This window comes from Shewanella sp. ALD9 (assembly GCF_002836315.1).
In the GTDB taxonomy this organism is placed as follows: domain Bacteria; phylum Pseudomonadota; class Gammaproteobacteria; order Enterobacterales; family Shewanellaceae; genus Shewanella.
Genome location: NZ_PJCD01000002.1, coordinates 419,095 through 445,995, shown reverse-complemented (window position 1 = coordinate 445,995; position 26,901 = coordinate 419,095). Strand labels below are relative to the sequence as shown.

Annotated in this window: 24 protein-coding genes; 10 read left to right on the top strand and 14 right to left on the bottom strand. The window is 41.9% G+C overall.

Features of this window, described 5'->3' with window-relative positions:
* Positions 1-13 precede the first annotated feature (13 nt).
* The 4 genes from CXF88_RS05450 to CXF88_RS05435 form a co-directional block, all read right to left on the bottom strand.
* Positions 14-1,702: an NAD-dependent malic enzyme gene (locus CXF88_RS05450; protein ID WP_101085910.1), complete on the bottom strand. Its 1,689-nt coding sequence runs from the start codon at positions 1,700-1,702 to the stop codon at positions 14-16.
* Between the two features lie 284 nt (positions 1,703-1,986).
* Entirely contained in the window at positions 1,987-2,451 is a 465-nt protein-coding gene (locus tag CXF88_RS05445) for a DUF1456 family protein (protein WP_101086303.1), read from the bottom strand.
* Between the two features lie 523 nt (positions 2,452-2,974).
* Positions 2,975-4,240, bottom strand: a complete 1,266-nt coding sequence (locus CXF88_RS05440; RefSeq protein WP_101085909.1) for a divalent metal cation transporter — start codon at positions 4,238-4,240, stop codon at positions 2,975-2,977.
* Between the two features lie 12 nt (positions 4,241-4,252).
* On the bottom strand, positions 4,253-4,792 hold the full coding sequence (locus CXF88_RS05435) for a PH domain-containing protein (RefSeq protein ID WP_101085908.1): 540 nt from the start codon (positions 4,790-4,792) through the stop codon (positions 4,253-4,255).
* Between the two features lie 223 nt (positions 4,793-5,015).
* Between CXF88_RS05435 and CXF88_RS05430 the strand changes: the two genes are divergently transcribed.
* Together CXF88_RS05430 and CXF88_RS05425 are read left to right on the top strand one after the other, a co-directional pair.
* Positions 5,016-7,583: a TonB-dependent receptor gene (locus CXF88_RS05430; protein WP_101085907.1), complete on the top strand. Its 2,568-nt coding sequence runs from the start codon at positions 5,016-5,018 to the stop codon at positions 7,581-7,583.
* Positions 7,584-7,677: 94 nt separating this feature from the next.
* On the top strand, positions 7,678-8,310 hold the full coding sequence (locus CXF88_RS05425; RefSeq protein ID WP_101085906.1) for a glutathione S-transferase family protein: 633 nt from the start codon (positions 7,678-7,680) through the stop codon (positions 8,308-8,310).
* Between the two features lie 61 nt (positions 8,311-8,371).
* On the opposite strand, the gene CXF88_RS05420 is transcribed toward CXF88_RS05425, so the two are convergent.
* From CXF88_RS05420 to CXF88_RS05405, 4 genes are all read right to left on the bottom strand, one after another.
* Positions 8,372-8,872, bottom strand: a complete 501-nt coding sequence (locus tag CXF88_RS05420; protein ID WP_101085905.1) for a DUF4447 family protein — start codon at positions 8,870-8,872, stop codon at positions 8,372-8,374.
* A gap of 91 nt (positions 8,873-8,963) precedes the next feature.
* Positions 8,964-9,365, bottom strand: coding sequence for an SMI1/KNR4 family protein (locus CXF88_RS05415; protein ID WP_011636316.1), 402 nt, complete (start codon positions 9,363-9,365; stop codon positions 8,964-8,966).
* Positions 9,366-9,540: 175 nt separating this feature from the next.
* Positions 9,541-10,320 (bottom strand): GTP pyrophosphokinase, encoded by a 780-nt coding sequence (locus CXF88_RS05410; RefSeq protein WP_101085904.1) that lies wholly within the window; start codon positions 10,318-10,320, stop codon positions 9,541-9,543.
* Positions 10,321-10,534: 214 nt separating this feature from the next.
* Positions 10,535-12,622 (bottom strand): M13-type metalloendopeptidase, encoded by a 2,088-nt coding sequence (locus tag CXF88_RS05405; protein WP_101085903.1) that lies wholly within the window; start codon positions 12,620-12,622, stop codon positions 10,535-10,537.
* 293 nt (positions 12,623-12,915) lie between these two features.
* Between CXF88_RS05405 and rsuA the strand changes: the two genes are divergently transcribed.
* Positions 12,916-13,605 carry a 16S rRNA pseudouridine(516) synthase RsuA gene (gene rsuA / locus CXF88_RS05400; protein WP_101085902.1) on the top strand — a complete coding sequence of 230 codons (690 nt, stop codon included), beginning with the start codon at positions 12,916-12,918 and terminating at the stop codon, positions 13,603-13,605.
* Between the two features lie 183 nt (positions 13,606-13,788).
* Here the strand turns inward: rsuA and CXF88_RS05395 are convergent, their stop codons facing one another.
* Genes CXF88_RS05395 through CXF88_RS05385 form a run of 3 tightly spaced genes read right to left on the bottom strand, consistent with a single transcriptional unit; the run spans position 13,789 to position 15,859 of the window.
* Complete coding sequence (locus CXF88_RS05395) at positions 13,789-14,727, bottom strand: DUF4097 family beta strand repeat-containing protein (protein ID WP_101085901.1); 939 nt, start codon at positions 14,725-14,727, stop codon at positions 13,789-13,791.
* Complete coding sequence (locus CXF88_RS05390; protein WP_101085900.1) at positions 14,724-15,365, bottom strand: hypothetical protein; 642 nt, start codon at positions 15,363-15,365, stop codon at positions 14,724-14,726. Before CXF88_RS05390 ends, CXF88_RS05395 begins: the two co-directional genes overlap by 4 nt.
* Positions 15,362-15,859 (bottom strand): RNA polymerase sigma factor, encoded by a 498-nt coding sequence (locus tag CXF88_RS05385; RefSeq protein WP_101085899.1) that lies wholly within the window; start codon positions 15,857-15,859, stop codon positions 15,362-15,364. The genes CXF88_RS05390 and CXF88_RS05385 overlap by 4 nt, the downstream gene beginning before the upstream one ends.
* A gap of 299 nt (positions 15,860-16,158) precedes the next feature.
* On the opposite strand from CXF88_RS05385, the gene CXF88_RS05380 reads away from it, so the two are divergent.
* Positions 16,159-18,021 (top strand): methyl-accepting chemotaxis protein, encoded by a 1,863-nt coding sequence (locus CXF88_RS05380; protein WP_101085898.1) that lies wholly within the window; start codon positions 16,159-16,161, stop codon positions 18,019-18,021.
* A 155-nt stretch (positions 18,022-18,176) separates the two neighbouring features.
* Here CXF88_RS05380 and rpiA read toward each other — a convergent pair whose 3' ends face one another.
* The 3 genes from rpiA to CXF88_RS05365 form a co-directional block, all read right to left on the bottom strand.
* Positions 18,177-18,836 carry a ribose-5-phosphate isomerase RpiA gene (gene rpiA, locus CXF88_RS05375; RefSeq protein ID WP_011636324.1) on the bottom strand — a complete coding sequence of 220 codons (660 nt, stop codon included), beginning with the start codon at positions 18,834-18,836 and terminating at the stop codon, positions 18,177-18,179.
* A gap of 64 nt (positions 18,837-18,900) precedes the next feature.
* A complete protein-coding gene (locus CXF88_RS05370; RefSeq protein WP_101085897.1) occupies positions 18,901-19,713 on the bottom strand; it encodes a mechanosensitive ion channel domain-containing protein in 813 nt (270 codons plus the stop codon).
* A gap of 11 nt (positions 19,714-19,724) precedes the next feature.
* Positions 19,725-21,089 (bottom strand): ATP-binding protein, encoded by a 1,365-nt coding sequence (locus tag CXF88_RS05365; protein WP_101085896.1) that lies wholly within the window; start codon positions 21,087-21,089, stop codon positions 19,725-19,727.
* 346 nt (positions 21,090-21,435) lie between these two features.
* Between CXF88_RS05365 and pbpG the strand changes: the two genes are divergently transcribed.
* The 6 genes from pbpG to CXF88_RS05335 all read left to right on the top strand — a co-directional run bounded on the left by pbpG (position 21,436) and on the right by CXF88_RS05335 (position 26,603).
* Positions 21,436-22,344, top strand: coding sequence for a D-alanyl-D-alanine endopeptidase (gene pbpG, locus CXF88_RS05360; RefSeq protein ID WP_101085895.1), 909 nt, complete (start codon positions 21,436-21,438; stop codon positions 22,342-22,344).
* A 170-nt stretch (positions 22,345-22,514) separates the two neighbouring features.
* Positions 22,515-23,159: a cupin domain-containing protein gene (locus CXF88_RS05355; RefSeq protein WP_101085894.1), complete on the top strand. Its 645-nt coding sequence runs from the start codon at positions 22,515-22,517 to the stop codon at positions 23,157-23,159.
* Between the two features lie 84 nt (positions 23,160-23,243).
* Positions 23,244-23,864 carry an FMN-binding negative transcriptional regulator gene (locus CXF88_RS05350; protein WP_242445097.1) on the top strand — a complete coding sequence of 207 codons (621 nt, stop codon included), beginning with the start codon at positions 23,244-23,246 and terminating at the stop codon, positions 23,862-23,864.
* A gap of 99 nt (positions 23,865-23,963) precedes the next feature.
* Complete coding sequence (locus CXF88_RS05345; protein WP_101085892.1) at positions 23,964-25,262, top strand: MFS transporter; 1,299 nt, start codon at positions 23,964-23,966, stop codon at positions 25,260-25,262.
* Between the two features lie 241 nt (positions 25,263-25,503).
* Entirely contained in the window at positions 25,504-25,854 is a 351-nt protein-coding gene (locus tag CXF88_RS05340) for a HopJ type III effector protein (protein WP_101085891.1), read from the top strand.
* 200 nt (positions 25,855-26,054) lie between these two features.
* A complete protein-coding gene (locus CXF88_RS05335; RefSeq protein WP_101085890.1) occupies positions 26,055-26,603 on the top strand; it encodes a prepilin-type N-terminal cleavage/methylation domain-containing protein in 549 nt (182 codons plus the stop codon).
* Positions 26,604-26,901: the final 298 nt, after the last annotated feature.

The window sequence follows — 26,901 nt, the reverse complement described above, 5'->3', positions numbered from 1 at the left end:
TACTTAATTATTGTTAGAATGAGGTACGTTTGTAACGACGATATTCAGGTTCCCAGAAGTTAGCCTCAATCGATTGTTGCAGTAACTCATCGGTACAAGGTAATGCTAAACCTTGATCAATGGCAGCTTTAGCAACAGCAAAAGCAATATATTTACTGACAGCTTGAATATCTTCTAGGCGAGGTAATAGCGAGCCAACACCCTCTTTGCCTAATGGCGAACACTCCGCTAAAGCACGACTTGAAGCCATTAACATTTCATCAGATACACGCCTTGCACCACAAGATAATACGCCTAAGCCAATACCTGGGAAGATAAAGCTATTATTACATTGTGCTATCTCAAAGGTTTCGCCATTGACGACCACAGGTTCAAATGGGCTACCCGTTGCCACGAGTGCTTGGCCCGATGTCCAATTAAGAATGTCCTTCGGGGTCGCTTCTACACGGCTCGTTGGATTCGATAATGGGAATACAATTGGACGTTTACAATGGCTGTGCATTGCTCTAATGATTTCTTCAGTAAATAAACCAGGAGAGCCTGATACTCCAATAAGTACCGTTGGCTTGGCATTGTTAACCACATCAAGTAACGAAATATTGTCACTGTAATTGTCCCATGCTTCTATCGTGGCACAGGGTTGCGCTAGCTTCTGTTGGAATGGAAGTAGATTAGGCATGTTATCGAGTAATAAGCCCCAACGATCGACCATAAACACTTGTGAGCGAGCTTGTTGATCGCTAATGCCCTCAGATACCATTGTCGCCACAATCGCTTCGGCAATACCACAACCAGCGCTACCCGCACCCAAGAAGGTAATACGTTGCTCGCTAAGTTTACTGTTAGCGGCTTTACAAGCTGCCAGTAGTGAGCCTACCGTAACGGCTGCAGTGCCTTGAATATCATCATTGAAACTGCAATATTGATCTTTATATCGTTCAAGTAATGGCATGGCATTTTTTTGTGCAAAATCTTCGAACTGAATTAAGGCATCAGGCCAGCGACGGCTGACTGCTTGCATAAATTCTTCAACAAATTCAGCATATTCATCACCGCCAATACGTTGATGACGCCAGCCCATATACATAGGGTCTTCAAGAAGTTGTGGGTTATCAGTACCAACATCTAAGGTCACCGCAAGACAATACGCCGGGCTTATGCCGCCACAACTGGTGTATAGCGATAATTTACCAATTGGGATCCCCATACCGCCTATGCCTTGGTCGCCTAAACCGAGAATACGTTCTCCGTCCGTCACCACGATGACTTTGACTTTATGGCGGGTTGAGTTATTTAAAATATCATCAATGCGATCTTTGTTAGGATACGAAATAAATAAACCGCGGTTACGACGATAGTTTTTTGAGAAACGTTCACAGGCTAAACCAACCGTAGGCGTGTAGATAATTGGCATCATTTCACTGATGTTATTACGCACTAAACGATAAAATAAGGTTTCGTTAGTATCTTGAATGTTGCGTAAATAAATGTGCTTATCGAGATCATTGGTGAAGTTTTTAAATTGTGCGTAAGCGCGAGCGGCTTGCTCATCAATGGTTTCAATGACCCAAGGAATGAGGCCTTCGAGGTTGAAATAAATTCGTTCTTCTTCACTAAATGCACTGCCTTTATTAAGCAGGGGTGATTCAAGAATCGCTGGGCCGGCAAAAGGAAGATAGAGGGGGCGTTTGTTATCGTCCATGGGGAACCTTAATGTGTGAGATCCAGTTAGATCGTTATTAGAATTGGGCTGGTTTTTTGTGCTTGTAGATTATCACGTCTGATCTTTTTTGTGGTCTGTTAAGTGAGTAAAATCACATAATTGTTAGGTACTTTTACTCACCTCTTACTATTGTGTCATTGCTATGTGAACAATCGTATGGTGTAAATGCAAAATTATTATTGTTTAAATGTAAATCTCACAAACAAAAATGCGCAGCCTAAGCTACGCATTTATAAAGCATTATCTCAACAACTTGGCAGGTTTTACTTACCGCGATGTTTGATTGATAAACCTTTAACGAAATTTCTTAATACCTGGTCGCCACAAGGTTTATAGTTTTTATGATCAGGGTTACGGAATAGCGCACCTAGCTCAGATTTAGTCATTGAAAAATCTGCTAAAGCTAATGCGGCAATAATATCTTCTTCACGCATTTCAAGCGCAACGCGTAATTTTTTGAACATAAGGTTGTTAGTCAATTGCTTTAAAGGTGCTGGTACTTCAGCTCCTGGCTTTAATCCACGATTTTGAATGATCAAACCATCTAAGAATTGACACATTAATGTGTCATTACACGCTTGATAACCTTCTTCTTCCTCTTTTTTCAACAGCGCAATAATTTGCTCTGAAGACATGTCTACTTTGGCTTGGCTGAAAATGTTAATCATTTTGGCATTTGAATAGTCAAACACAAAGCGAATACGGCGAAGAATATCATTGTTAATCATAAGGTTCTCTGGCGCGGATGCGCATAAATGGTTTAGGTCAATTGACGAAACACTAGTATAACGGGTAATCATTGATTAGTCAGATTAATCCTGCTTGAACTGCAATCGATTTCTAACGCTGCTAGTGCCGCTTCGCTGCTAGTGCCGCTTCGCTGCTAGGGCGACCTTCGGTCTGCTAGTATCGCTTCGCTGCTAGGGCGAGCTTCGGCCTGCTAGTGTCGCTTCGCTGCTAGGGCGACCTTTGGTCTGCTAGTATCGCTTCGCTGCTAGGGCAAGCTTCGGCCTGCTAGTGTCGCTTCGCTGCTAGTGCGACCTTCGGTCTGCTAGTGCGACCTTCGGTCTGCTAGTGCGACCTTCGGTCTGCTAGTGCGACCTTCGGTCTGCTAGTGCGACCTTCGGTCTGCTAGTGCGACCTTCGGTCTGCTAGTGCGACCTTCGGTCTGCTGGTATCGCTTCGCTGTTAGGCTGTTGATTTTATAGGATCTAGCCGCGTAGCGTCCTAGCCTCTAGGCTTTTAGTGAGATTATTTTGTGAGATACCAATAAATAAACAAAATAGCGAAGCTAACTAAATACAATAAACCAATCCAAGACAATCCAACCATCACCCGGCCATAACGATGTTTTTTAGCCAAGGTGTCACTGGTCATTAAACGGAAGTTAAGCCAAGCAAAAATAACGGTAGTCATAAAGGCAAGGATCATCACAAATTCAAGCAGCGGTAATAAGGCGCCTTTAAAGAATAAAATGAGTAATAAACCCAGCGCGCTGATCCCGAGCATCACCTGGGTTAAATAACTGCGTGTGGACGTGTTGTTAGACAGTAATCGCCAGCCCATATCAAGTGTGCGGCTATAACCATCAATTACCGTCACTGTGGTGCTAAAAATACATAAAAACGCGACTATCCCAATGAGATAGCGGCTTTCATTGCCCATAACTTGGCTATAGAGGGTGATCAATTGCGACGCAAATACCGCGCCAGAGTCAGAAAAACGCTCGCCACTGCCGTGCATCACTAATGCGCCTAATGCTAAAAATACAATCGCCAGTAATGCCGTGGTGACATAGCCTAGATTAAAATCAAAAATAGCCTGCTTGGCGGTTACCGTTTGAGTTTTACGTTTTTCTATTAACCATAATGAGTTCCAAGTACTGACCTCTATCGGAGCAGGCATCCAACCCATCATCGCCACTAAAAAACCGACATACGCCCATTGCCAAGGAGATTCGCCAACCACTGGAGTGCCGAATCCGCTATGACGATTAAAAGCCAATGCCACGGCGACTAAGGTGGTTAACGTAAGAGCCAACATGATAATTTTGGTCATTTTATCAAGTAGTTTGTAGTGGCCGAAAATTAATAATGCTAATGAGCTGACCAATACAATTAGCGCTAATACATCAATCGATAGCGGAATAAACTGGGTTAGCATGGCCGCCGTTAACATACATACCCCCGCCGTACTGGCAATGGCGGCAATAACATTAAGCCCCGTAAACAGCATCAAATACCCGCGGCCTTGCTTTTGATAACCGTGCAATAAACTCTCATCAGTTGCTGCTGTGTAGCGAGCGCCAGCGGCGAAGAAAGGATACTTAACGATATTGACTAATAAAATGAGCCACGCCAGTTGCCAACCAAATTCGGCACCCGCTCGAGTTGAGGCGACTAAGTGAGAAGCGCCAATCGCGGCGGCGGCCATTAAGATCCCAGGTCCTGTGGCTTTAAAAAGTGTGTTAACACGAGATACCCACGGTAAGGCTGATGCAGTTTGTTGATTAAGCATGTTAAAAAAGACCTAGTTTGATTGTTTAGCGGTTAATGATTGTTCAATACGCAAAAGAGTAGCGTTCATTTGTTGTAGATTGTCGAGGATTAATGCATCGGTATTGGAGCGGGCCGATGTGTGGTCTTTCCGTTCAGTGAGTTGTGTTTTTTGTGCCAGTACTTGTGCTCTAAAATCGACTACATTTATGACGCCCGTTAAGTTAATTAACGCCCCAGCACCAGATTGCCCGGCGGTTTCTACGGTAAGTTTATGTATGCTAAACATGCGCATGATGGGGCCTTGGATAAGCGCCATATCGGTGATTTTATCCAATGGAACGGTATTTTCTGTTCGAGTAAACAACCCTTTGCGGACGATGAGTTTTTGCTCGGTTAATTCAGCACTCATGTTATTGATGTAACGCTTTGTCGCCAGTAATCCTAGGGGAAACCATAATAATAACAATGGAATACCAACAACACTTAGGCAAAAGACTAAGCCGCCAGACAATAACCAGTACAGACCTAGGTTTGCATGAAAGTGGGCACTAACTAGCGTTTTGTCACTCATCTGACCTCCATATCAAAAGCATTTAAATTCACTTTTTTTAAGTATTTATTCTTGTTTAAGTGGCTGGTTACATTTACATTACGGGCTTGTGTTGACTTTGTTAAGAAATGACTTAACTTAGTTGCGTAAGTATAAATCCGCACGAGTTGCGCGTCGTTATAGCTTTAACGGCAGTGTGCAACAGTCAAGGATGTAAAACAATAAATTAACGTTAAGGATGATCATGAAAAAAACTAACCTACTGCGTAGTGCTTGCGCTATCGCCATATCACTGTCCCTTGCCCCTATCGCATTCGTTTCTCAAGCTGCTGAAGCCGGTGCTGAATCAAAAGTTGAACGAATTGAAGTGACTGGTTCTCGTATCAAACGAACTGATATTGAGGGACCTTCGCCAGTACAATCGTTGAATAAAGACGATATCGCCAACATGGGTTTCGATAACCTACAACAATTGCTTGAGCGTATGCCTGCAAACGGTTCTGGTGCATTTTCTACTCGTGGAAACAGCCAAGATTCTACCGCTAACGGTGGTGCATCAATCAGTTTACGTGGCTTAGGGCCAGATGCCACTTTGGTACTTATCAATGGTCGCCGAGTGGGATCGAGTGCCTTTGCTGAAGGTATTTCGAATTCATTTGTTGATATCAACAATATCCCAGTATCAGCGATTGAGCGCATTGATATTCTTAAAGACGGTGCTTCAGCCATTTATGGTTCTGATGCTATCGCTGGTGTGGTTAACATCATATTAAGAAAAGATATCGAAGGGCTTGAAATTAACCTAGGTTATGGTGATGACAGCGGTACGGGTTATGACGAAACCACAGCCAGCTTAGTGTGGGGCGTAAAAGCCGACAAAGGCAGTGCGTCAATTATTCTTGATTACTTTACCAATGGCACCTTGTCAGCAAGCGATATGGGTCGTTTTGGCACCGCTAACCAATCACCTTACGGCGGTGAAGATTACCGTTCATCACGAGGCTTTCCAGGGTATTTTTATGTTAATGGTGTGAAAACTATCGATCCTGATTGCCCCGCTGAGAATGCCACAGCAAGTGGCAGTTGTTTGTTTGATTACGGTCCATACAATTTAACCATTCCAACGTCTGAGCGTGTTGGTGCTATTGGCCAATTTGATTACATGCTAGGTGAAGATTTAACTGCATTTTTAGAGTTATCTGTACAACATAACACCTCTGAAGCGGGTGGTGCACCAACGCCATTAGATGAAGATGCTGGTTTAACCGTGCCTGGTTCTCATCCTAACAACCCATTTGGACAAGACATTGATATCGGCCGTTACCGTACGGTTGATGCTGGCGCTCGTCGTTGGGATATCGAATCAGATACTATGCGTATTGTTGCCGGTCTTCGTGGTGTAATAAACGATTGGGACTGGGAAGTATCAGCGCAACGTGGTCGCAGTGAATCAACTCAAACAGGTGACCGTTCACAAGGTTGGGTAAGAACTGATTACTTACAAGCCGAAATTGATGCGGGTAATTACAATCCTTTTGGCGGCACGATTAACTCAGCAGATGTAATTGATCGCATCACTACTAGCCTAGTAAGACAAGGTAAGTCGAGCATCACAGCTTATGATGCGAGTATTTCGGGCCATGCGTTTACTATCGCCGACCGCGATATCATGATGGCTGCAGGTGCAGAGTATCGCGAAGAAAGCGTTAGTGACGTGCCAGATGAGCAGTTCCAGCGCGGTCTGATTTTTGGTACTGAAGCGGTGTCTGCATTTGGTTCACGTGATCAACATGCTGCCTATGTAGAATTATCAATTCCTATTGCAGATAACTTTGAACTGCAGTTAGCGGGTCGTTATGACAGCTACAGTGACTTTGGTTCAACCACTAACCCTAAAATTGCCTTCCAATGGGGCATTAGTGACGAGATAACTGCACGTGGTTCTTGGTCAACTGGTTTCCGTGCACCATCGTTAGCGCAAATAGGCTTAGGTCCATCTGAAAAAAGTGACTTTTTAATTGATAGCTATCGTTGTGAAGCTGATAACGTAGATTGTGAGTTATTGGATTACAACTTTATATTTGCCGGTAACCCTAACCTTAAAGCTGAAGAGTCAGAAACGTGGAATGTGGGCATTATTTGGGCTCCAAGTCAGCAGTTTGATATTGGTGTCGATATGTACAATATCCTCCAAGATCACAAGATTGATTCACTGCAAAACCAGGTTCTTTATGATGAAAATTGTAATGATCAAAACAGTACGGTCTGTTTGCGAAATGCACCGCAAGCAGGTCAGACATTTGGTCCGCTTGATGTGATTAAATCTGGATTCGTCAATATTGGTTCACAAGAAGTTCAAGGTGTGGATTTATCAACTCATTATGGTCTTGAATTAAACCGCTATGGTGACGTTAAGTTTGGTCTAGAGTACAGTTACTTAATCAGCTTTGAAAAAGAAATTGATGGCGAGATCATTGATTACACTGGTGAGTATGAGTATCCACAACACCGCTGGTTAGCTACAACTAACTGGAACATGGATGACTTTGCCGCTAACGTTAACTTAAGTTACATCGGCGAGTTTGAAGATTTCAACGAAACCCGTACCGTTGATGCACAGTTGTTAGTTGATATGTCTGGTTCATATCGTTTCAATGACACGGTTAAGCTATCTGTAGGTGTTAATAACGTGTTTGATGAAGAGCCATCATTTGCGATTGGTGATGGTGATGCAGACCTATATGGTTACGCAATGGGTGTACATAACCCATTAGGCCGTTATATTTATACTAAAGTCACAATGAAGTTCTAATGACAACGTCATAAGATAACAACAGCCACATTCACTTAAGGTGCAATGTGGCTTTTTTATTCTCATTAACCTCATCATACAAAATGGAGCCAAAATGATTACGTTATACGGAACCCAAAAAAGTCGTGCGCTACGCGTATCTTGGCTTTTAGAAGAGTTAGGTATTGCATGGCAGTTTTATGCTATCGATTTTGCTAATGGTGAACATAAAAGTGACGCATTTTTAGCCCTTAACCCTAGTGGCAAAATGCCAGTACTCACAGAGGGTGATTTTGTGTTAAGCGAATCTGCGGCCATTATGCGTTATTTAGCGGAAAAGTACGGCCAAGGTAAATGGTTGCCAAAACCGGGTACTCAAGAGTCTGCTATCCATGAACGTTGGATGAGTTTTGTCATTAGTGAGCTTGAACAACCGATTTGGAGTATTGCAAAGCATCGTTTTGCGTTGCCAAAAGAACTGCGTGTAGACACTATGTTTACTGTAGCTAAATGGGAGTTTGATCAGGCGACAGCTATTGCTGAAACTTGGATACCGGAGTCTGGGTTTGTATGTGGCAGCGAGCCAATGGTCGCCGATATACTATTAAGCCAAACATTAGGGTGGGCTTTAGGATTCAAGCAAGACATTCCGCCAAAGTTGTCAGCGTATCGTGATAGGCTAAAGCAACGTCCTGCTTTGGCTGCTGCGCTCGCCAAAACAGTAGTACTTGCCGATGTCGCTAAATAACCGTTATTAAAAAGGAAGCCCGAAGCTTCCTTTTAGTGATTGACTGTCAAAATAGAGGTTTTTATAACTGAGTAGCGGCCCATTTTGCACGGCTTTCTCGGCTTTCGCTCATGCCGTTATCAGCACGATAAGCTTTATAGGCTTCGGCATCGAGCGCGACTAAGCTTACATCCACTTCAAGTACGAGTTTACATTCTTTTTTAATACGCCAAGCTGCGGCATTGTACAATTCAGTTAATGGTAAAGTGCTTAAAAATTCTGGATTGTATTGGGTATATAGCGCTTGAGTCGGATACACCACAAAGGCTAACCGACGCTTAGGCTCTTTTTTAAATAGCTCTTCAATACCGTCAGAGGTGTTGAGCACTTGCATTTCGATAATATCATCGATTTCTAGTAACTTTTTTTGAGCCGGAATCGGTGCTTTTTTCTCGCCAGATTCCCATGCCATCACGTCTTCATTACTGGCTTTAGTGATGCTAGCAACCTGTTCAGTTGTTAGGCCTAAAGACTGACGTAAACATTGAATTTCAATTGCATTTAAACCGGTATTTTTCGACATGATCGTTCTCATTGTTAGTGATAATTTGTTTGATAACCGTTTATTATCTCGCGTTGGGTTAGTTAACTCCAACCGAGGCTAATAAATAAGATTATCGATTAAGCCATACGTCTTCGGCCCAATGCCAAAATGATTCCCATACTTTGTCGCTAAATCGGCCTTTTTTCCAAAACAACACTTGGCTTTCTTCATCAATACAATAAAAGCTATCACCGATTTGGCAAATGGCAATTTGTTCGCGAGGTAATCCAATAGACCAAGCATAACAAGCCACTTCAGGTAAGTAGGTATGTGAAGATGGATCGGCAGCGGTAACAGGTTCAAGCGTGCCATAAATAACATCGCTGCCATACAGTAAGAATTCTTTTAGATCGTTGGGTAAACCAATTAAGATCTGTTCTTCAACTTCTACAAGTTGCTCAAAAGTTGGCAATTCTAACGGCACCGGTACGGTTTCGCTTAATTCTTGTAGTTGTTCAATAATGTCATTCATCGCATTGTCCAGCAGATCGTTTTGTAATGGGCGCGAGTATAGCAGAAGTGATTGTTGCGGATCTTGTTTGGCAAAAAAAAAGCGCTCATATGAGCGCTAAAAGGGTGGAAACTTACTGTGATTAGAAAAACGTTAGGGGTTGTGAGTTATTCATAATAAGGATAGTTATCAGTATTTATGCTACTTGTTGTTGTGAACTATATAAACTTTGACGTTTATAGCTTAACCACGCTTTATGATACTGCTTGTGCGAGTCTTGACGAAGCTTGGCTATCATGGCTTGCTCAATGTCATTTAAGTGTCTAGATGTGGCTTTCGCCTGAGACTCAATCTGTTGGATTTGCTCATAAACATGATGTTCAGGGCCACTTTTTATGTCGGCAATATCATTTAAATGAAATTGTACTTCAACCACCATTTGGCTAACGGGTAATTTCACTAATACATTTAAGTCACGATAACCTGACACTTTAGGATGAGAAAAACGATTTTTTAATTGCACAATTTCGGTGTATTGGCTCAACTGTTGGTAACTTGATAGCAAGCTTTTTACGTCATAGGCCACCACACTTGCCCGTGCTATATCGGTTAGTTGGCTGGCGTCGCCATTAAATTTTGTTTGCACTTTTTGAGCAGCACGCTGATAACTTTTGGTCGCAGGAATAATGGTTTTAGTATTACTTGATTGATCAATGAAGTGGAGTAGGTCAATCAGTTCTTGCTGCGCCGCCGGTGCCCGAGACATCAGAGCATGCAAGTTATCACTATCTTGTGTCACCAAGTCGCTGTTGTGATCGTAAAGTGCCATTAGCTGCTCAATATCATTAGATGATTTTTGGCTGAAGTCAGATGGCTGAGCTAGCTTGGTGTATTTAAGCTCGTTAGGCTGGGCAATAGCACCACGTGTAGACAGTAAAATTAAGAATATAAAGAAGGTACGAAACAACTTATTCATTGAATAGCTCCAGCATAATGTCTGTTAATCCAATGTACCGCTTTTTGGCTGAATAGGGGCTGAATGAACAAGGTTTAATGATATATATTAACTTGGCTATGTGTTCTATTCGTTTTTATTATCAAGTGGTTAGTTTTTTTATAATAAAAAAGGGCATCTTTCGATGCCCTTTTTTTGTGTAAATGTGACCTAAGTCAGTCATTCGTCTTGGTGATTACCAAATTTTTACGCGACTAGCAGGCTCAATGTACATTTTGTCGCCTTCTTTCACGTCATAAGTGCTGTAGAACTCAGGCATGTTAGATAACGCACCTAATGCACGGAAATGACCAGGTGAATGCGGATCAGTTGCAACGCGGTTACGCATGGCTTCTTCTTTCATCTTCACACGCCAAATTTGAGTGAAGCCCATGAAGAAACGTTGATCGCCTGTTAAGCCATCAATAACCGGTGCTTCTTTACCGTCAAGTGACATTTTGTAAGCTTTATAGGCGATAGTCACACCTGATAAGTCACCAATGTTCTCGCCTAATGTTAAGCTGCCATTCACGTGTAGGTCGTCAAACACTTGATAACCATTGTACTGAGCGATTAATGCATTGCCTTTTGACTCGAATGCTTTTAAGTCAGCTTCGGTCCACCAGTCACGCATGTTACCTTCGCCATCAAATTTAGCACCTTGGTCATCAAAGCCATGGCCCATTTCGTGGCCAATAACAGCACCAATACCACCATAGTTAACCGCATCATCAGCTTCTAAGTTGAAGAAAGGCGGTTGTAAAATCGCAGCAGGGAACACGATTTCGTTCATGGTTGGGTTGTAGTAAGCGTTAACGGTTTGTGGCGTCATGTGCCACTCGTCTTTGTCAATTGGTTGGCCTAACTTAGCAAGACTTTTGTTATGCTCAACAATCGCTGCACGCTTGGCGTTACCGACTAAATCATCTGCTTTAATGGTTAGTTTGCTGTAGTCATCCCACTTGTTCGGGTAACCAATTTTAGGATTAAACTTAGCCAATTTATCTTTTGCAGCAACTTTAGTATCAGCACTCATCCAATCTAATGAATCAATGCTTGAACTATAAGCGCCACGTAGGTTTTCAACTAACTGTTCCATGCGGGTTTTAGCTTCTGGTGCAAAGTGACGTTTCACATACACTTTACCCACTACTTCGCCTAGCGTGTCACTCACAGTGCTCACGCCACGCTTCCAACGAGGTTCTTGTTCTTCTTGACCATTAAGCGTCTTAGAGAAAAACTCAAAGTTTTCGTTATCTAATGCTTCAGATAAATTGCTGGCATTATGAGTTAATGCCATCCAAGTCATGTAGTTTTTCCAAGTATCAAGGTCGTTATTTTTAAGCACCTCGTTTAAGCCTTGGATATAACTTGGTTGGTTGATAATGATATCTGTTTGCTTGTCGCCGCCAAGCGCCGCTAAATAACCATCCCAGTTAATTTCTGAAGCCAATTCTGGCAAATTCTTAACTTGGTATAGGTTGTATGTTTTAGTACTGTCGCGCGTTTCAACAACGTCCCAATGCTTTTCTGCAATTTGAGTTTCAAGTGCAAGAATGGCTTCAGCGTTGGCTTTTGCATTTGGTAAGCCAGCAAGGTTGTACATTTTCTCAATGTGTTCAACGTAGGCTTTACGGATGTTGACGAAGCGTTCTTCTTGATTAAAGTAGTAATCTTTCTCTGGCAGGCTTAAACCATATTGCCAAATGTGTGTGGCATAACGGCTTGAATCTTTAGCATCAATTTCAACATAGAATGCTAGCGGTGTACCGCCACCGTTTGCTTGGTTTTCACCAAAAAATGCGGTTAATTCTTTTTTATCTTTCAGGGCTGCAATTTTATCCAAATCAGCTTGGATTGGTGCAATACCTAATTTATCAAGCGTTTCAACATCCATGAATGAGCGATATAAATCAGCCACTTTCTGTTCATCTGTGCCATCGGCTAGATTCGGCGTCGCGCTTAAATCTTCAATAATGGCTTTAACGTCATCACGTGCATTTTCACGTAAGTCGTAAAATGCGCCAATGTTGGTACGGTCGCTAGGGATTTCTGCATTTTTCATCCATGCGCCGTTAACATACATATAAAAATCGTCTTGTGGGCGCACTGACTTGTCGATGTTGTCAAACGTGATGCCAGACGTAAGTGCTTTTTCTACTGCAGCAGCAGTAGCTGTTTTTGCGACATCTGCAGCAGGCGTAACGACTGCCTTGTCATCACTACAAGCACTCAAGCCTGCAATTAATGAGGCGCATAGACCGCCAATAACCAATTTTCTCATGTTGTTTCCTTTGCTTGATGTAAAAAGCCCTTCAATGGGGCATTGCGATCAGTGTCGCTTAATTCAGTAATAACCCCTTTATCCAAAGGGAAAAGCTATTACTTTTTATTGTGAATTGTATGTTAAGGCCTTATCCGCCTATAAAACAAGCCGCAAGGAGGCCTTTTTAGCGTGTTTTTTGTGAGGATGTGTAACCAAAAATTACCTTAGCGGTGAAAAATATCGGTGATTGATTTCTATTTAAGCGTGTAAGCAGCATAATAGCGTCAATATTTTTAGATTGAGTAATCATTGTGCGTTTAGACAAATTTATCTGTGAAAGTACCGAACTGACTCGGTCATTGGCCAAGAGAGCCTTGCATCGTGGTGACGTTACCTGTGATGGTGTTGTGGTCAAAAACTCAGGTTTTAAAGTACTACCACAAATGTCGGTGCATTTAGACGGCATATTAATTAGCGTGATTGGCGAGCGTTACATCATGTTAAACAAACCGGTAGACACCATTTGTTCAACCATCGATGAAGAATATCCATCCGTATTGAGTTTGATTGATATTGAGAAAATGGACACTTTGCACATTGCTGGTCGATTAGATGTCGACACCACAGGCTTAGTGTTAATTACCAGCGATGGTCAGTGGTCGCATAAAATCACTTCGCCAAAGAAAGATTGTGGCAAACGCTATTTGGTTGAATTAGCCGAACCTATTGATGACAGTTTAATCCAGGTATTTGCCGATGGTGTTGAGCTGCGCAATGAAGATGAGCTGACCAAGCCTGCTTTGCTCGATATTATTGACTCAACTCATGTGCGATTGACGATTAGCGAAGGTAAGTACCATCAAGTTAAGCGTATGTTTGCCGCGGTGGGTAATAGAGTGGTTAATTTACACCGTGAAGCGGTAGGTGATATCGAGTTAAACACGGACTTAGCCGCAGGTGAATGGCGCTTTTTAACCGATGCTGAAATGAAATCTGTGTAGTCATTATTTGAATATATAAAAGTGCCCGGTTGTCACCATATAATGATTACCGGGCATTTCTTTATCTGCTCATTGCAAATCAATTTCTACTCAATACAAAATCACTTTTTCAATACAGAATCAATTGCGACCAAAGCGCTCTTTTATAAGCATCGCTTACCCCGAGCTAATGTTATTTTACACTTATTGAGTCAGGCTAATTTTGCCACTAATGGTATTGATGTTGACTTGGCCTGTGCCAGCTTGAGTTTTGAACTGCAACGTTTTGGCTGGTGAGTACTTTTGTTTTAGCGGTTTATCATCGGTTAATTGATTGTCGATTTTTCCACCAGGGCCGCCATCAATCATAAAACTGATGTTAGGCATACCAGCAAACGTTAGTGCCATATCTCCACTTATGGTTTCGAGTTGAGCTTTGTTTAAATCGGCCCCTAAGGTTAATTGTGCATCGCCACTGATGGTAACAATATTCAACTCAGTGACTTGGTTAACGATTGCGGTTATGTCACCAGACACTTGGTCGACAGACAAATGTGTAAAAGCGCTTTGGCTTTTTAGTTCGCCACTGACTAAGCGCAGCTCAGCCTCGCCTTGGCTATTGCTATCAGTGATATCGCCCGATACTGTTTCGAGGTTAATTTTTCCTGCTAGCTCAGAGGTATTAATATTGCCTGACACCGTGGTGAGTTTAGTATTGCCACTAAGTTGTTGGGCGTTAATGTTGCCGCTGACTAACGCTAACGATATTTGGCCATTTAGCTGTGATAATTGATAACTGGCTGATACTCCCTCGGCATCTAAACCTAGCTGTTTTGGCAGGTAAATGGTCAGTTGTGACCCTTGTTTATTATTGCCCTGATAACTGCGGGGTAATTTATCTTCTACAATAACGCTATTGCCTTTAACCTCAAATATTAAGCCTTGGCTTAACTCATCAAGTTCACCTTTAATCTGAATGCTATTTTTATCCCAACTGACTAGCTCAACGTTACCCCGTTGTATTTTCATGCTGACCGAAGGGTTATCTGTGACCGTTAATTGTTGGTCAACGGCTTCTTTGGCCATTGAGATAAAACTGATACCGATTAACGGCACGATTAACACGTATTTAAGAATGCTCATATTGTATTTCCTTGTGGTGTCTGTTTAGACGTAAATGGGAGCTTTTGGCCTTGCTGCAATAGGGTTATTTGACGTTGCATGATCCAGCGCCATAATTGCCACATTTGTTGATTAGTCGGTTGTTGTTTCAATGCCGCTTGTACTTGTTTTGAGGCGGTATCCAGCTCGGCTAATGCTTGGCTAATATCGCTCTGTATCTGTTGTGGAGCATCAGTTGATGATAATTGCCAACTCACGGTGTATTGGTTTTGATTAAAAACATCCAGTTGGGTCTGATGAGTCATGGCTATTTGATCGACTAGCTCAGCTAATGTTGTCTCAGCTAATGTTGCCTGGGTGTGTGTTGGTGATGTTACTAGGCTTACCTCAGTATTCAATGTCGACCCTGGGGCGGTTGAGGTTATTGTGGCAGTTTGCGGCAGCAATGAATTACCCTCTGGGCGTTGCCAAAGCAGGATGGTCAGCATACAAAAAACTGCAACGCTAGCGGCGATAAGCCAAGGGCGAACCAGATGTTTTTTTTGCTGAGATTGAGGTGGTAACTTAGCTGCAATCGCTGGCCACAAATCGGTTGTAGGTTGCATCTCTAGCGGCAATGACTTGATTAGGCTATCGAGGTCTTGCGGTGACGGGTTCATGCAAGCATCTCCTGTAAAAATTGTTTAGCATTATGGTACTGCGCTTTACTCGTGCCCTCGGCAATGTTGAGTAGGGCGGCAATTTCTTTATGTTGATAACCTTCAATTGCACACAGTACAAATACCATACGAGTCCGTTGAGGTAATTTGGCAATACACTTATCCAATTGGTGATATTCATCAAAGGCAACCGTGGGTATGTCCTGCGGCTCAAGTTGCTCTGTCGGTATAAAGCGTCGCCACCACGATTGTTGTACCTTTAATTCGTTAATCGCTTGGCGGACGCACAAGCGATGCAACCAGGTGGTAAATTGGCTGTCGCCTCTGAATTGGTCCAATTTATGCCATAAGCGTATAAAACAAACTTGGGTCATATCATCAGCAAGTTGAGCTTGGCCACTCAATCTAAAGCAAATGGCGTAAACCCGCTTATGATGGCGCCGATAGAGTTGCTGGAATGCCTGTTTGCAGCCAGTAACCGCTATTGCGACCAACTGACTGTCGTCAAGTGCCGCTAAGTGGCTTAATTGCTCGGTTTTTGACTGATTAATAGTGGCATCCTTAATGTCACAACATATCCAATATGATGGTGTAGTTATTTGACAGCCTCAAGTCGGCAAAAGGTTTATATGAGTGTTTATAAATAATCACTTTTCTTTTAAAAAGTTTAGCTTTATTCATGTTTGCCGATAACTAATTGCTATACTGATGTTGCAAGATTGATCTAAAAATCCTTATCAGATCATAAAATAATAACAATAACGTTAAATCTTACTCTTGGGTGGTAGAAAATATGCTTATTCGTTCGAAACTTATTTTAAGTTCGATCATTTCAATCTCCTCAGTACTCGCGATGTTCGGGTTACAAAATTATTCTGAATCAGTCCTGTTGGAATTATCAACCGCATCGAGCAGTATTGTTGAAATTGAAAAAAAAGTGCTTGAATTACGTACTGAAGAAAAGGATTTTCTCCATCGTGCAGATACTGTTTATATTGAAAAATTTAAACATAGCATGAATGATATTTTGGCTTATATGGCTGAAGTACGTGTTGCGCTAGAACATCAAGATATGAATGTTGATGCTTTAGATGATTTTGAAAACAACCTCAATGATTATAAAACGATATTCAATGAAATTACTGCACTAAAAATTGAGATAGGCCTAACTCCCGAGTCAGGTTTATATGGCGATTTGCGTTCGGCAGTTAAAAAAGTTGAAACTGTGCTGAGTGATAATGCTGAGGATGCTCTGCTAGTGGCAATGCTACAACTGCGTCGCAGTGAGAAAGACTTCATGCTCCGTCGTGATCCTAAATATGTACAAGCTTTTGATGACGGAATTGGCCGTTTTTTAGCTCAAGTACAACAGTCTACTTTGTCTTTCTCTGACAAGGAGCAATTGAGCGCAGATATTAAAGATTATCGAGTGAATTTTAACAATTTAGTCAATAAAGAAGTGCTATTTGGTTTGTCGGAGCAAGACGGTAAAATGGCTGAGTTGCGTGATAAAATTTATCAAACCGATAATGATACCGTTACCCTGCGAGAGGAAACCTTGGCCGAAATTGAACATGGTAAAAATCAGGCTTTCATTATTGGCTTAAGCATATTTTTGTTAATCGCTGCAGTACTGTGTATTTTCACCTATTTAATTATTCGTAGCATTATTAAGCCGGTGCAAGATATTACCTATGTGATTTCGTCAATTGAAAAAAGTAAAGATTTATCAATGCGTTGTGATGAGTCTGGTAATGATGAAATATCGAAAATCGCCTATCACTTCAACCAAATGGTCATGACTTTTCAAGAATTGATTCAACAAGTGGACGAGTCGGTTACTGCAATGAATGAGTCGTGCCAAGAGCTGTCTCGAAATGCTATGACTGCTTCTAAAGGCGTATTACGCCAGCTTAATGAAACCGACATGGTCGCTACAGCCGTTACCGAAATGGGGGCTACCATTGACGAAATTGCCAAGAATACTGAATTGGCGGCCAGTAAAGCCAGCCAAACTCATGAGAATGCTCAATCTGGTCAACAGGGCGTAGAACTCACCGTTCAAAAAATCACCTTGCTAGCGAAGCAATTAGCCGATTCAGCCGCTGTAGTTACCGAACTTGAGCGAGACAGTGTCACTATTGGCAGTGTGCTTGATGTGATTAGAGGCATTGCTGATCAAACAAACTTATTGGCATTAAACGCGGCGATTGAAGCAGCAAGAGCAGGTGAACAAGGTCGTGGTTTTGCGGTTGTTGCCGATGAGGTGCGCACGCTAGCCCTGCGAACACAAACGTCGACCCAAGAAATTACTAGCATTATTTCAACCTTACAAGCGCGTACTCATTCTATTGTTGAGCTTATGCAAGAAAGCCAGCAGCAAGGGCGAGAGAGTGCTGAACAAGCCGCCATCGCGGGTGATGTTTTACGAACCATTACCAATGACGTGACCAATATTATGGACATGAGTACTCAAATTGCTGCGGCAATTGAGGAGCAAAGCATGGTTGCCGCAGAAGTGGGTAAAAACGTGGTGGTTATCCGTGATATTGCCGATGAATCATCGCAAGCAGCGGAAGAGAATGCCGCGGCTTCTGAAGATGTGAGAGTACGAGCCAAAGCACTGCATGAAGCGGTGAGCCAGTTTAGAGTGTAAGTCGTTGTCATTGCAGAACAGGTACTAAAACAGGTACTAAAATAGATACTAAAATAGATACTAAAACAGATAAAAAAATGGCCTAGCAGTAATGCTAGGCCATTTTTTTGTGCTGTTGCTAAACATTCAAGTTAATCAAGCGAATGGTTTAGTTTTTATAGTGTGATGGTGTTAACGCCATCAGGGGTGCCTACGAGTAGTACATCGGCACCGCGGTTAGCAAATAAACCGTTAGTCACTACGCCGACAATGGCGTTGATTTTAGTTTCCATTACTTTAGGGTCTAAAATTTTCATATTGTAGACATCTAAAATAACGTTGCCGTTATCGGTTATTACGCCTTGACGGTAAACGGGGTCGCCACCTAATTTTACCAGCTCACGCGCCACATAAGATCGTGCCATCGGGATGACTTCAACAGGCAACGGAAACTCACCTAAAATGGGCACTTGTTTAGTATTATCTACAATACAAATAAACCGTTTAGCTACCGCCGCGACAATCTTCTCGCGCGTTAATGCAGCTCCGCCACCTTTAATCATATCCATGCGGTCGTTAATCTCATCCGCGCCATCAACATAGACATCAATCAAATCAACACTGTTTAAATCAAATACTTCAATTCCGAGTTCGATGAGTTTTTTCGTTGATGCTTCAGAGCTTGATACCGCACCTTCAATATCATCTTTCATGGTGGCAAGTGCATCAATGAAGTGATTGACTGTAGAGCCTGTACCTACACCGACGATGGTGTCTTTTTTGACATACTGCAGCGCTGCCCAACCTGCCGCTTTCTTCATTTCATCTTGAGTCATAGCAAATTCTCCATTTTAACAATCAAAAAGTGTTATCTAACAATTGAGTCGATTATAGCGTAAATTACTGAAATACCGTTTGTTGTACATCATAAAATTGGGCATTTTTAAATGCGCTTAATACCCTGATATTGATGTCACTGATAAACTTTTTCTCTAATCTTACGTCCATCACATACGCTTTGACTGTGATGGTTTGTAAAAACTGGCCAAAGTCGTGCTCGTTACCTAAGTTGACAATAATGGGCTTATTTAAAAAGGTATATGGTGAGCATTGCGTCGCTTCTCTGGCCAGCGCGATGGCTTTGTTGTGATCGGCATTCATTGGAATGGTAAAACTCACTACCACCATTTCATCTAAAGCGCCGCTATTTGCATTGGATACTGCAGTTTTTAACGCCTCAGCATTAGGCACCATCACGGTATTATCATCAAAGGTACGCAGCCAAGTTACGCTCCATTCCAGTTTAATGACTTCACCATAATGTCCAGATAACGTTACCATATCACCAACGCGATAAGGCGGGTTGATCATAATAATAAACCCAGCAATCATGTTTTTGGCCGGTTCTTGGGTAGCTAAACCCACCACAATACTGATTGAACCTACCACTGCAAGGATTAAGTTCTCATGTGGATCGATAATGCCAACGATCGAATAAACAATCACACTCAGCCACACAAATAAACGCACAAAAGGGTATGACCGATTCCAAATTAAGCGGTATTTAGGCAAGGCTTTATTCAGTTGATTTAAGCAAAATTGGATCAGTACCAATAACAGCCACGCCATTAGACACAGCAGTAAAATACTGATTATTCGGTCAAACGAAATGATCTCTAAAAATGCTTGTAATGCTTTACGGGAATCTTCCATAGTCGCCTCGTTTAATTAAACAACTTATTGTGATTCACCAAATGGCTGGCGACAATTTTACTGAGTGTTGGAGTAATAAAGTAGAAATGCTCGGCAAAATCTTGTTGTGAATATTGCGCAATAATAAGTCCTTGGCGAGCTAAATATTCTAACTGCAAGCTGCTTTGTTCAATCGTAATGACAAAAATATGTGCATGCTGACTCACTCGTAAGCCACCATGAACATAAATCTCTGCTAATGAAAATAGGTCATTGTCTTGGCATTGTTGCAATACAGATGAGTTAATGCGGCAAATATCAATGCCATTATTTGAACGACTATTTGAACGACTATTTGAACTATTATCCGAACCGATATCGACTTGGTGCGCGAGAGAATACTGTAGCAACAATGATGCTAATTTGGGGTGCCCTTGGCTGATAGTGTACAGCTGTTTTAGCTGGTCTTTATAAGGATTAACAATATCCGCTTGATTATTATTGGTTTGCTCAGCTTGCTGTGCAGTGCTTTTTTTGGTGTTTTTATCGGCTGCAGTAGCGGTTTCTTTGGTCATCACGTCGTTACTGATTAACCCTAAATCAAGCAGATGCTTTGTTTGTATTGTGGCTAATTCGGTTTCACTGAAATAATCGAGCTGAAAAACATGCTTAATAAAGTGATGAATTTGGTACTGTGCGCTTAATCGTTGCCATGCAAATATTTCACAGCTTATGATCCAACAATGATGTTTACGCGTTTCCATCACGATAGTTGCAAAGGTTACCAAGGCTCGATTATTTCCCATCACTCTCAACATCAGCTTGTGCATATCATCTATCATAATTAGCTGTGGTGGTTGCTGGTTGATGGCGGCAATCGTTTCGGTGATGGTGTTTGGTGGCGTAATACCAAAACAATAACAAACATGGGCTATCGCGTCATTTGCGCCTAATGGCGCTTGATAAAAACTCATCAATAGCCACTTGGACGGCAACGGTTTTACGTCAGGCATCGGTGCTTTTTTAGTGTCTTCGGCGATAATGGTTTGCAGTAAAGGCGGCAGTTGGCCTAAAAAAGATGATCCTCCAGCTCCAGCAGGCGAGACAATGGCACTAATTTCGCCGTGATGATTACGCCATTGCTTTATCACATCGGTAATTTGCTTGAGTTGTTTTTCTCGGCCAACGAAATCATCACTGGCATAAAGTGACTGATATAGCATCACCTGAGTAATTGGACCCCGACGAGCTTGAAGCGGATATTGGTTGGCGATAGTCTTGAGCGACATCTGCCCTTTTTGCGCTTCATCAGCCTCTGTTTTTAGGGTAGCTTTAGAGGTCAATAAGCTATTGAGCCATGGGTTTAATCGACTAAAAAAACGCAAGTTAATGTCCATCTATACTCTCTTTTTAAACGACTTATTCAATCTTAACATGAAGACAACAAAAAGCGTTATCTGTGCAGAAGCTCATCTTCTTGTGCCCTTTATTCAATAACAAAGACCTCACTAATCGATTGCCAACACTATGACTAAAATAGCTCGCTTGGCGAATGCAGGGTTATCGTTTAGCTGTTTATCACTTAACTTGAGCCGGATTGAGATGAGTCATTGCGAATGCTTTTGACTCAAACTGCGCCAAATTCACTAAAAACTTACTAATAGTGATTATTTATCTATTGTCGGTCTAATCCTTTATCGTATACTCAGTGGACTTATTAGGTTTATTTTTCAAGTGATGTTAATGAAACTTCGTTTCTTTTTTGCCTGCGCTTTATTATGTTCAACTTCGTTGAGCAGCCCAATGTCTTTTGCAGCACAAGTTGTGCAAATCAAACCTCAACAAGAGTTAGCCTCCGGTAGTGCTATGTTGGTCGACTTAGCCACCAATGAAGTTTTATATTCAAGTAATCCAAATCAACCTGTGCCTATTGCGTCAGTTACCAAGTTAATGGCTGCCATGGTGACATTGGATGCCAAGCTTGCATTAGATGAAAAAATCTCAGTAAAAATTACTGACTCACCTGTGATGCGCAATATTTATTCACGAGTGCGTTTAGGCAGCGTGGTGACTCGTGAAACCATGTTGTTATTAACATTAATGTCGTCAGAAAATCGTGCCGCGACCTCACTTGCACATAATTATCCAGGTGGATTTAAGGCTTTTGTGCGTGCAATGAACGACAAAGCGACCGCACTGGGCATGAGCCAAACCCGTTATGTTGAACCAACAGGCTTGTCACCTGACAATGTATCTAGCGCTAACGATCTCATATTATTGCTTAAAGCCAGTCAAACGTATCCGTTATTAGGCAAGCTGAGCTCGACTACTAAAAAGCACGTTAACTTTGAATCACCACGTTATGCCCTAGATTTTCAAAACACCAATAAACTGGTATTTAAAAATAATTGGAATATTGCATTAACCAAAACGGGCTTTACCAATAAAGCGGGCCATTGTTTAGTGATGTTAACTGAAATGAACAAGCGTAAAGTGGCATTTGTGGTACTGGACTCATTTGGTAAATACACCCACATGGCAGATGCCAACCGATTAAAGAACTGGCTAGAAACCGGACGTACAACACCGATCCCTGCATCGGCTAAAGCCTATAAAAAACAACGTCAAGCGATTCTGAATAACAGTATTTAATCGCTGAATGACCACAATTAACGCCCATTCACTTTGTTGAATGGGCTTTTTTTATCAATTTACTTTTGATGTTGGCTTATTCACATCCATAGGTACCATAAAGTACCTGCTGTTTTATCGATTGTTAAAGCCTTACACTAGTGGCAATTAAACGGTTGTAAGGTAGCAATATGTTAAACATGGATCTTAGCCAACGAGTGGTGATAAACACAGCCGATCTTGAATGGCAAAATAGCCCCGCAGCGGGCGTATTACGTAAACGCCTAGCGCGCGAAGAGGCTGAGCGTGGCCATGCGACCAGCATTGTAAACTATCAAGCTGGTGCTAAATTTAACTCACACCCTCATCCGTTAGGCGAAGAGATTTTAGTGCTCGACGGGGTGTTTTCTGATGAAACCGGTGACTATCCTGCAGGCACGTATTTGCGTAATCCTGAAGGTTTTGTCCATGCGCCATTCAGCGTAGAAGGTTGTACGTTGTTGGTTAAGCTGCACCAGTTTCAACCTACAGACTCACAACAAGTGGCCATTAATACCAATGAGACAGAATGGTTGCCGGGTCATGGTCAGTTGCAGGTTATGCCGCTACACCAACATGGTACTGAGTCGACTGCATTAGTTAAGTGGCCTGCGGGGACACATTTTCAACCACACCGTCATTTTGGCGGCGAAGAAATCTATGTTATTAGCGGAGAGTTTATCGATGAACTGGGTCGCTATCCTGCAGGTACGTGGATCCGCAGTCCGCATTTAAGTCAGCATAATCCGTATGTGGAGCAAGACACGGTGATTTTGGTCAAAGTAGGCCATTTGTAATAATCGCTACAAACCCATAAAACGATGGCATTTATTCGTCAGATTCACTATAAAGACTTTATAGACTATTTTAGTAAAGAGTGAATGATGCAAGTGCCTGATAAGTGGGATATGGGATCTAGAGAGTTAATACATCTGTTTATCAACCAATATGGTTTTGCGACTGTTGTGTCTAACGATTTAGAGGGCTCACACTTACCGTTATTACTCATTGCCTCAGAGGGCGAAAATGGTACCTTATATGGCCATTTTGCTCGTAGTAATCCGCATTGGAAAAGTATTGCGGGTACTAGAGTCCTTTGTATTTTCAATGGCCCTCACTCTTATATCTCACCCACTTGGTATGACTCCTATCCAGCGGTTTCGACTTGGAATTACAGCGTAGTACATGCAAAAGGCATTATTGAATTAACTGATGATGCGACCACCGCACAAGTACTCGAATCTACCATCCAACAATATGAACCTTCATTACTACAAAGTGGTGGCTTTATTGCCGATGATTACCAACAAAAACTAGCCAAGGGCATTGTTGGTTTTAAGATTGTCATCGATGAGTTACAAGGTAAGCAAAAATTAGGGCAGCACCGTAACCAAAGTGATCAACAAGGTGTGGTTCAAGGATTATCGCTGTCAAATAGAGCTGATGAAAAACAGCTATTAGCTTATATGATCAGTAATAACATAGGATTAGGCAATAAATAGTGGTTCATCCGCGCAAATGCCGTTAGGATTAGCTCTATAACAACCCCATCAATTTAGTCTGTCATAATCTATTTCAGCATCACTCTTTAAGGATAAAAAGTGCATAGCGATATTTCTGTAGCGCGGTTTAAGCAATTTCCACGATTAATGTGGATACTGTTATTTGGCTCGTTTATTACTCGCGGTAGTTATTACATGGTGTGGCCATTTTTGGCTGTCATTTTGTATGAAAAATTTGCTTTAAGCGCCACAGAAGTGGGTTTAGTACTATCGAGTGCGGCGATTATATCGGTATTTACCAGCTTTATTGGTAGTGCACTGTCAGACCGAATCGGCCGCCACAAGCTAATGTACTTTACCGGTGTGCTTTATATCATCTCGTTTTCATTACTGGCGCAAGTCGATTCCGTCAAAGGCTATGTTGTCGTCATGACACTGTGTTCTATTGCGACTGCAATATGGCGGCCACTAACGTCTGCCACCATTGGCGACATTATTGACGATCCTAAAACCCGTGAGTTGGCGATGCAATCACTGTATTTTATCGTTAACGTAGGTTGCGCCGTAGGGCCAATGTTAGGAATATGGTTGGGCTTAACCGGAAAACAATCGAGTTTTTACATTACCGCTGCGGCTTTTGCTGCTTTATTGGGGTTATTATTTTGGGGTTTTAGGCATCAAGCTCGCCAGACTCATTCATCGGCTCCAGAGCTGGTTGCAGATGGACTCATTCCAGTTATGGGCGATGCAACAGCTGCTGTTAAGCGTAAACCTGCTATGATGAATCGAAAGCAAATAATGTCGATTTTATGGCAAGATAAATTACTGCAAGGTCTTATTTTTGCAAACATTTTGTGTATGTTTATTTACGCGCAAATGGACAGTTCGCTGATCCAATATCTTACTCGTTCAAATGCCCCCGATTTATTAACACTGATTTCGGCAATGATTTTTACCAATGCCTTAGTCATTATCTCGACCCAATTTTTATTGTTAAGATTAATGGCTGGTTACAGTTTGGTGCATCGGATTCAGTTTGGATTGATGCTGTTGGTTTGTTCACAAGTTTGGTTAGCGTATAACCCCATTGATTTGTTTTGGGGCTGGATTGGCGCTGTTGTTGTTATGAGCCTAGCAGAAACCATTTTATTCCCAACGATGAACGTGCACATTGACAGGCTAGCCCCTAAACATTTACGTGGGGCGTACTTTGGCGCAGCTTCATTTTATGATTTGGGGTTTGCATTTGCGCCGCTGGGCGGCGGGATTATACTGGATCATCTTGGTGGATATTGGTTGTTTATCATCGGCGCATTATTGTCGTTGGTGGTGATGTATTTATACAGTAAGTTGGAAAGGTTACCACGGCCAGATTTTACTGCACTAAAGTTGGATTAAGTGTCGATGGTCTATGCTTGCAAACTTTATTGAATTTAACATTGTAGTAGGCAGTTACAGAGGGTATAGGCCTCGCTTTGCTTTTGAGCTTTTTAATCGTTTGCTTGAGTCTTTTTCACTATAGTAAATGTGATCATTTTGATAAGGTCTCGAACTATAGTGTCGGGAGTTTTACTGTTTATTTTTCTTTTAATTCAATTTTATTTTAACTTTAACTTTAAATTAGGGCAGGGCCAATTTTATGCCATCAACGGCTATTAACCCGTTTATTTCATCGCTAACATCGCAAGCAGATACTATCCGTTTTGAAGAGACTATGGCTGTCATTGATGGCCAGTATGACTTCTCGATAAGTGCATTTAAAAATGGTGATCAGCTTAATGACGCTGGGGAAAATTCTGGTTCTTGTAAGGTGTTTGCGTTTGGGCAAATTCATCAGTTAACGGTGCAACAAACCTTGGCTATGTTTGGCCAACATTACCGAGATGTTGTGGCGACGCCGCAAGGGACGGATCATCAAAATATTCGCCAGTTTATGCAACATGGCTGGGATGGTATTTTATTTTCGCAACAGGCATTAAAGGCTAAATAACCTAGGTGCTAAACAAGGCTTAATACAACAAGGCTTAATACAACAAGGCTCAATACAACAAGGCTCAATACGCAAAACTATGATGAAAGCCTCTATAACTTAAGCTCGTGTTTAGGTTAAAATAACGTCTCATGTAATTGTTTTAAGTAAACTCTTTCTAGCTGAGCAGTTTGTTTACTGTATCAGGAGGCATTCATCATATGATCAAACTTAACCGCAGTATCGTTTCCTCTCGTCAATCCGGTTTCACCCTTATAGAGCTTGTCGTTGTCATTATTATTCTTGGCGTATTGGCTGTTGTCGCAGCGCCTAAGTTTATTAATTTAAAAACAGATGCACATATTGCAGCAATCAAAGGTGCCACAGGCTCAATTAAAACAGCAGTGATGTTATTTAAAACAAAAACATTAACCTCAGGCAATGCGCTTACAGATACGGTTGAATTCTCGGGTGTTAAAGGCAGTCATTACCAACCTTGGGCCGCAGCGGCCAATACTAGTGGTAGCGGTTTTAATGCCGGTTATACAACGTCGTCAGAAATCTTTAAAGCGGCTGGGTTAGAAATGAATGATTGGTCATATCGCATTTTTACATCTAATAGCAGCTATGCTGTTGTTGCAGCCCCAAAAAGTGCACTTGCCCTTGCAGAGCCGACTGCAGCCGAAGTTATTGCAACCAGTTGTTACTTTCAGTATCACTGGCAGAGTACTGGAGAGCCTGTCATCACAACGGTAATCGTTGGGTGTTAACGGTATTATTAAAATCTAAAGGGGCAAACGCACTCTTGTTTATCAACTTTTTTGTATATTCGCTGCTTTTCTGTGTCCCTTTATCATCGATAAAAAAGTCTTAACGAGTAACGTCATAAGGATTAAAACATCAAATATTGCTGGGGTTATGCGGAACGAATAAGGTGTTGTTTTCACAATTGGTATTGAAACAAAAGTAACGATTCTACGCGAACATTAATTAACAATAATATAGATTAGTGTCGACAATAGAGCGCAATACAACTACCTTTGCACCCATATCAACCGTAATATTAAT

Bases quoted from the DNA above. Each gene is read 5' to 3' on its own strand.
- CXF88_RS05450 (WP_101085910.1), bottom strand. From the start codon at position 1,702: ATGGACGATAACAAACGCCCCCTCTATCTTCCTTTTGCCGGCCCAGCG.
- CXF88_RS05445 (WP_101086303.1), bottom strand. From the start codon at position 2,451: ATGATTAACAATGATATTCTTCGCCGTATTCGCTTTGTGTTTGACTAT.
- CXF88_RS05440 (WP_101085909.1), bottom strand. From the start codon at position 4,240: ATGCTTAATCAACAAACTGCATCAGCCTTACCGTGGGTATCTCGTGTT.
- CXF88_RS05435 (WP_101085908.1), bottom strand. From the start codon at position 4,792: ATGAGTGACAAAACGCTAGTTAGTGCCCACTTTCATGCAAACCTAGGT.
- CXF88_RS05430 (WP_101085907.1), top strand. From the start codon at position 5,016: ATGAAAAAAACTAACCTACTGCGTAGTGCTTGCGCTATCGCCATATCA.
- CXF88_RS05425 (WP_101085906.1), top strand. From the start codon at position 7,678: ATGATTACGTTATACGGAACCCAAAAAAGTCGTGCGCTACGCGTATCT.
- CXF88_RS05420 (WP_101085905.1), bottom strand. From the start codon at position 8,872: ATGTCGAAAAATACCGGTTTAAATGCAATTGAAATTCAATGTTTACGT.
- CXF88_RS05415 (WP_011636316.1), bottom strand. From the start codon at position 9,365: ATGAATGACATTATTGAACAACTACAAGAATTAAGCGAAACCGTACCG.
- CXF88_RS05410 (WP_101085904.1), bottom strand. From the start codon at position 10,320: ATGAATAAGTTGTTTCGTACCTTCTTTATATTCTTAATTTTACTGTCT.
- CXF88_RS05405 (WP_101085903.1), bottom strand. From the start codon at position 12,622: ATGAGAAAATTGGTTATTGGCGGTCTATGCGCCTCATTAATTGCAGGC.
- CXF88_RS05395 (WP_101085901.1), bottom strand. From the start codon at position 14,727: ATGAGCATTCTTAAATACGTGTTAATCGTGCCGTTAATCGGTATCAGT.
- CXF88_RS05390 (WP_101085900.1), bottom strand. From the start codon at position 15,365: ATGAACCCGTCACCGCAAGACCTCGATAGCCTAATCAAGTCATTGCCG.
- CXF88_RS05380 (WP_101085898.1), top strand. From the start codon at position 16,159: ATGCTTATTCGTTCGAAACTTATTTTAAGTTCGATCATTTCAATCTCC.
- rpiA (WP_011636324.1), bottom strand. From the start codon at position 18,836: ATGACTCAAGATGAAATGAAGAAAGCGGCAGGTTGGGCAGCGCTGCAG.
- CXF88_RS05370 (WP_101085897.1), bottom strand. From the start codon at position 19,713: ATGGAAGATTCCCGTAAAGCATTACAAGCATTTTTAGAGATCATTTCG.
- CXF88_RS05365 (WP_101085896.1), bottom strand. From the start codon at position 21,089: ATGGACATTAACTTGCGTTTTTTTAGTCGATTAAACCCATGGCTCAAT.
- pbpG (WP_101085895.1), top strand. From the start codon at position 21,436: ATGAAACTTCGTTTCTTTTTTGCCTGCGCTTTATTATGTTCAACTTCG.
- CXF88_RS05355 (WP_101085894.1), top strand. From the start codon at position 22,515: ATGTTAAACATGGATCTTAGCCAACGAGTGGTGATAAACACAGCCGAT.
- CXF88_RS05350 (WP_242445097.1), top strand. From the start codon at position 23,244: ATGATGCAAGTGCCTGATAAGTGGGATATGGGATCTAGAGAGTTAATA.
- CXF88_RS05340 (WP_101085891.1), top strand. From the start codon at position 25,504: ATGCCATCAACGGCTATTAACCCGTTTATTTCATCGCTAACATCGCAA.
- CXF88_RS05335 (WP_101085890.1), top strand. From the start codon at position 26,055: ATGATCAAACTTAACCGCAGTATCGTTTCCTCTCGTCAATCCGGTTTC.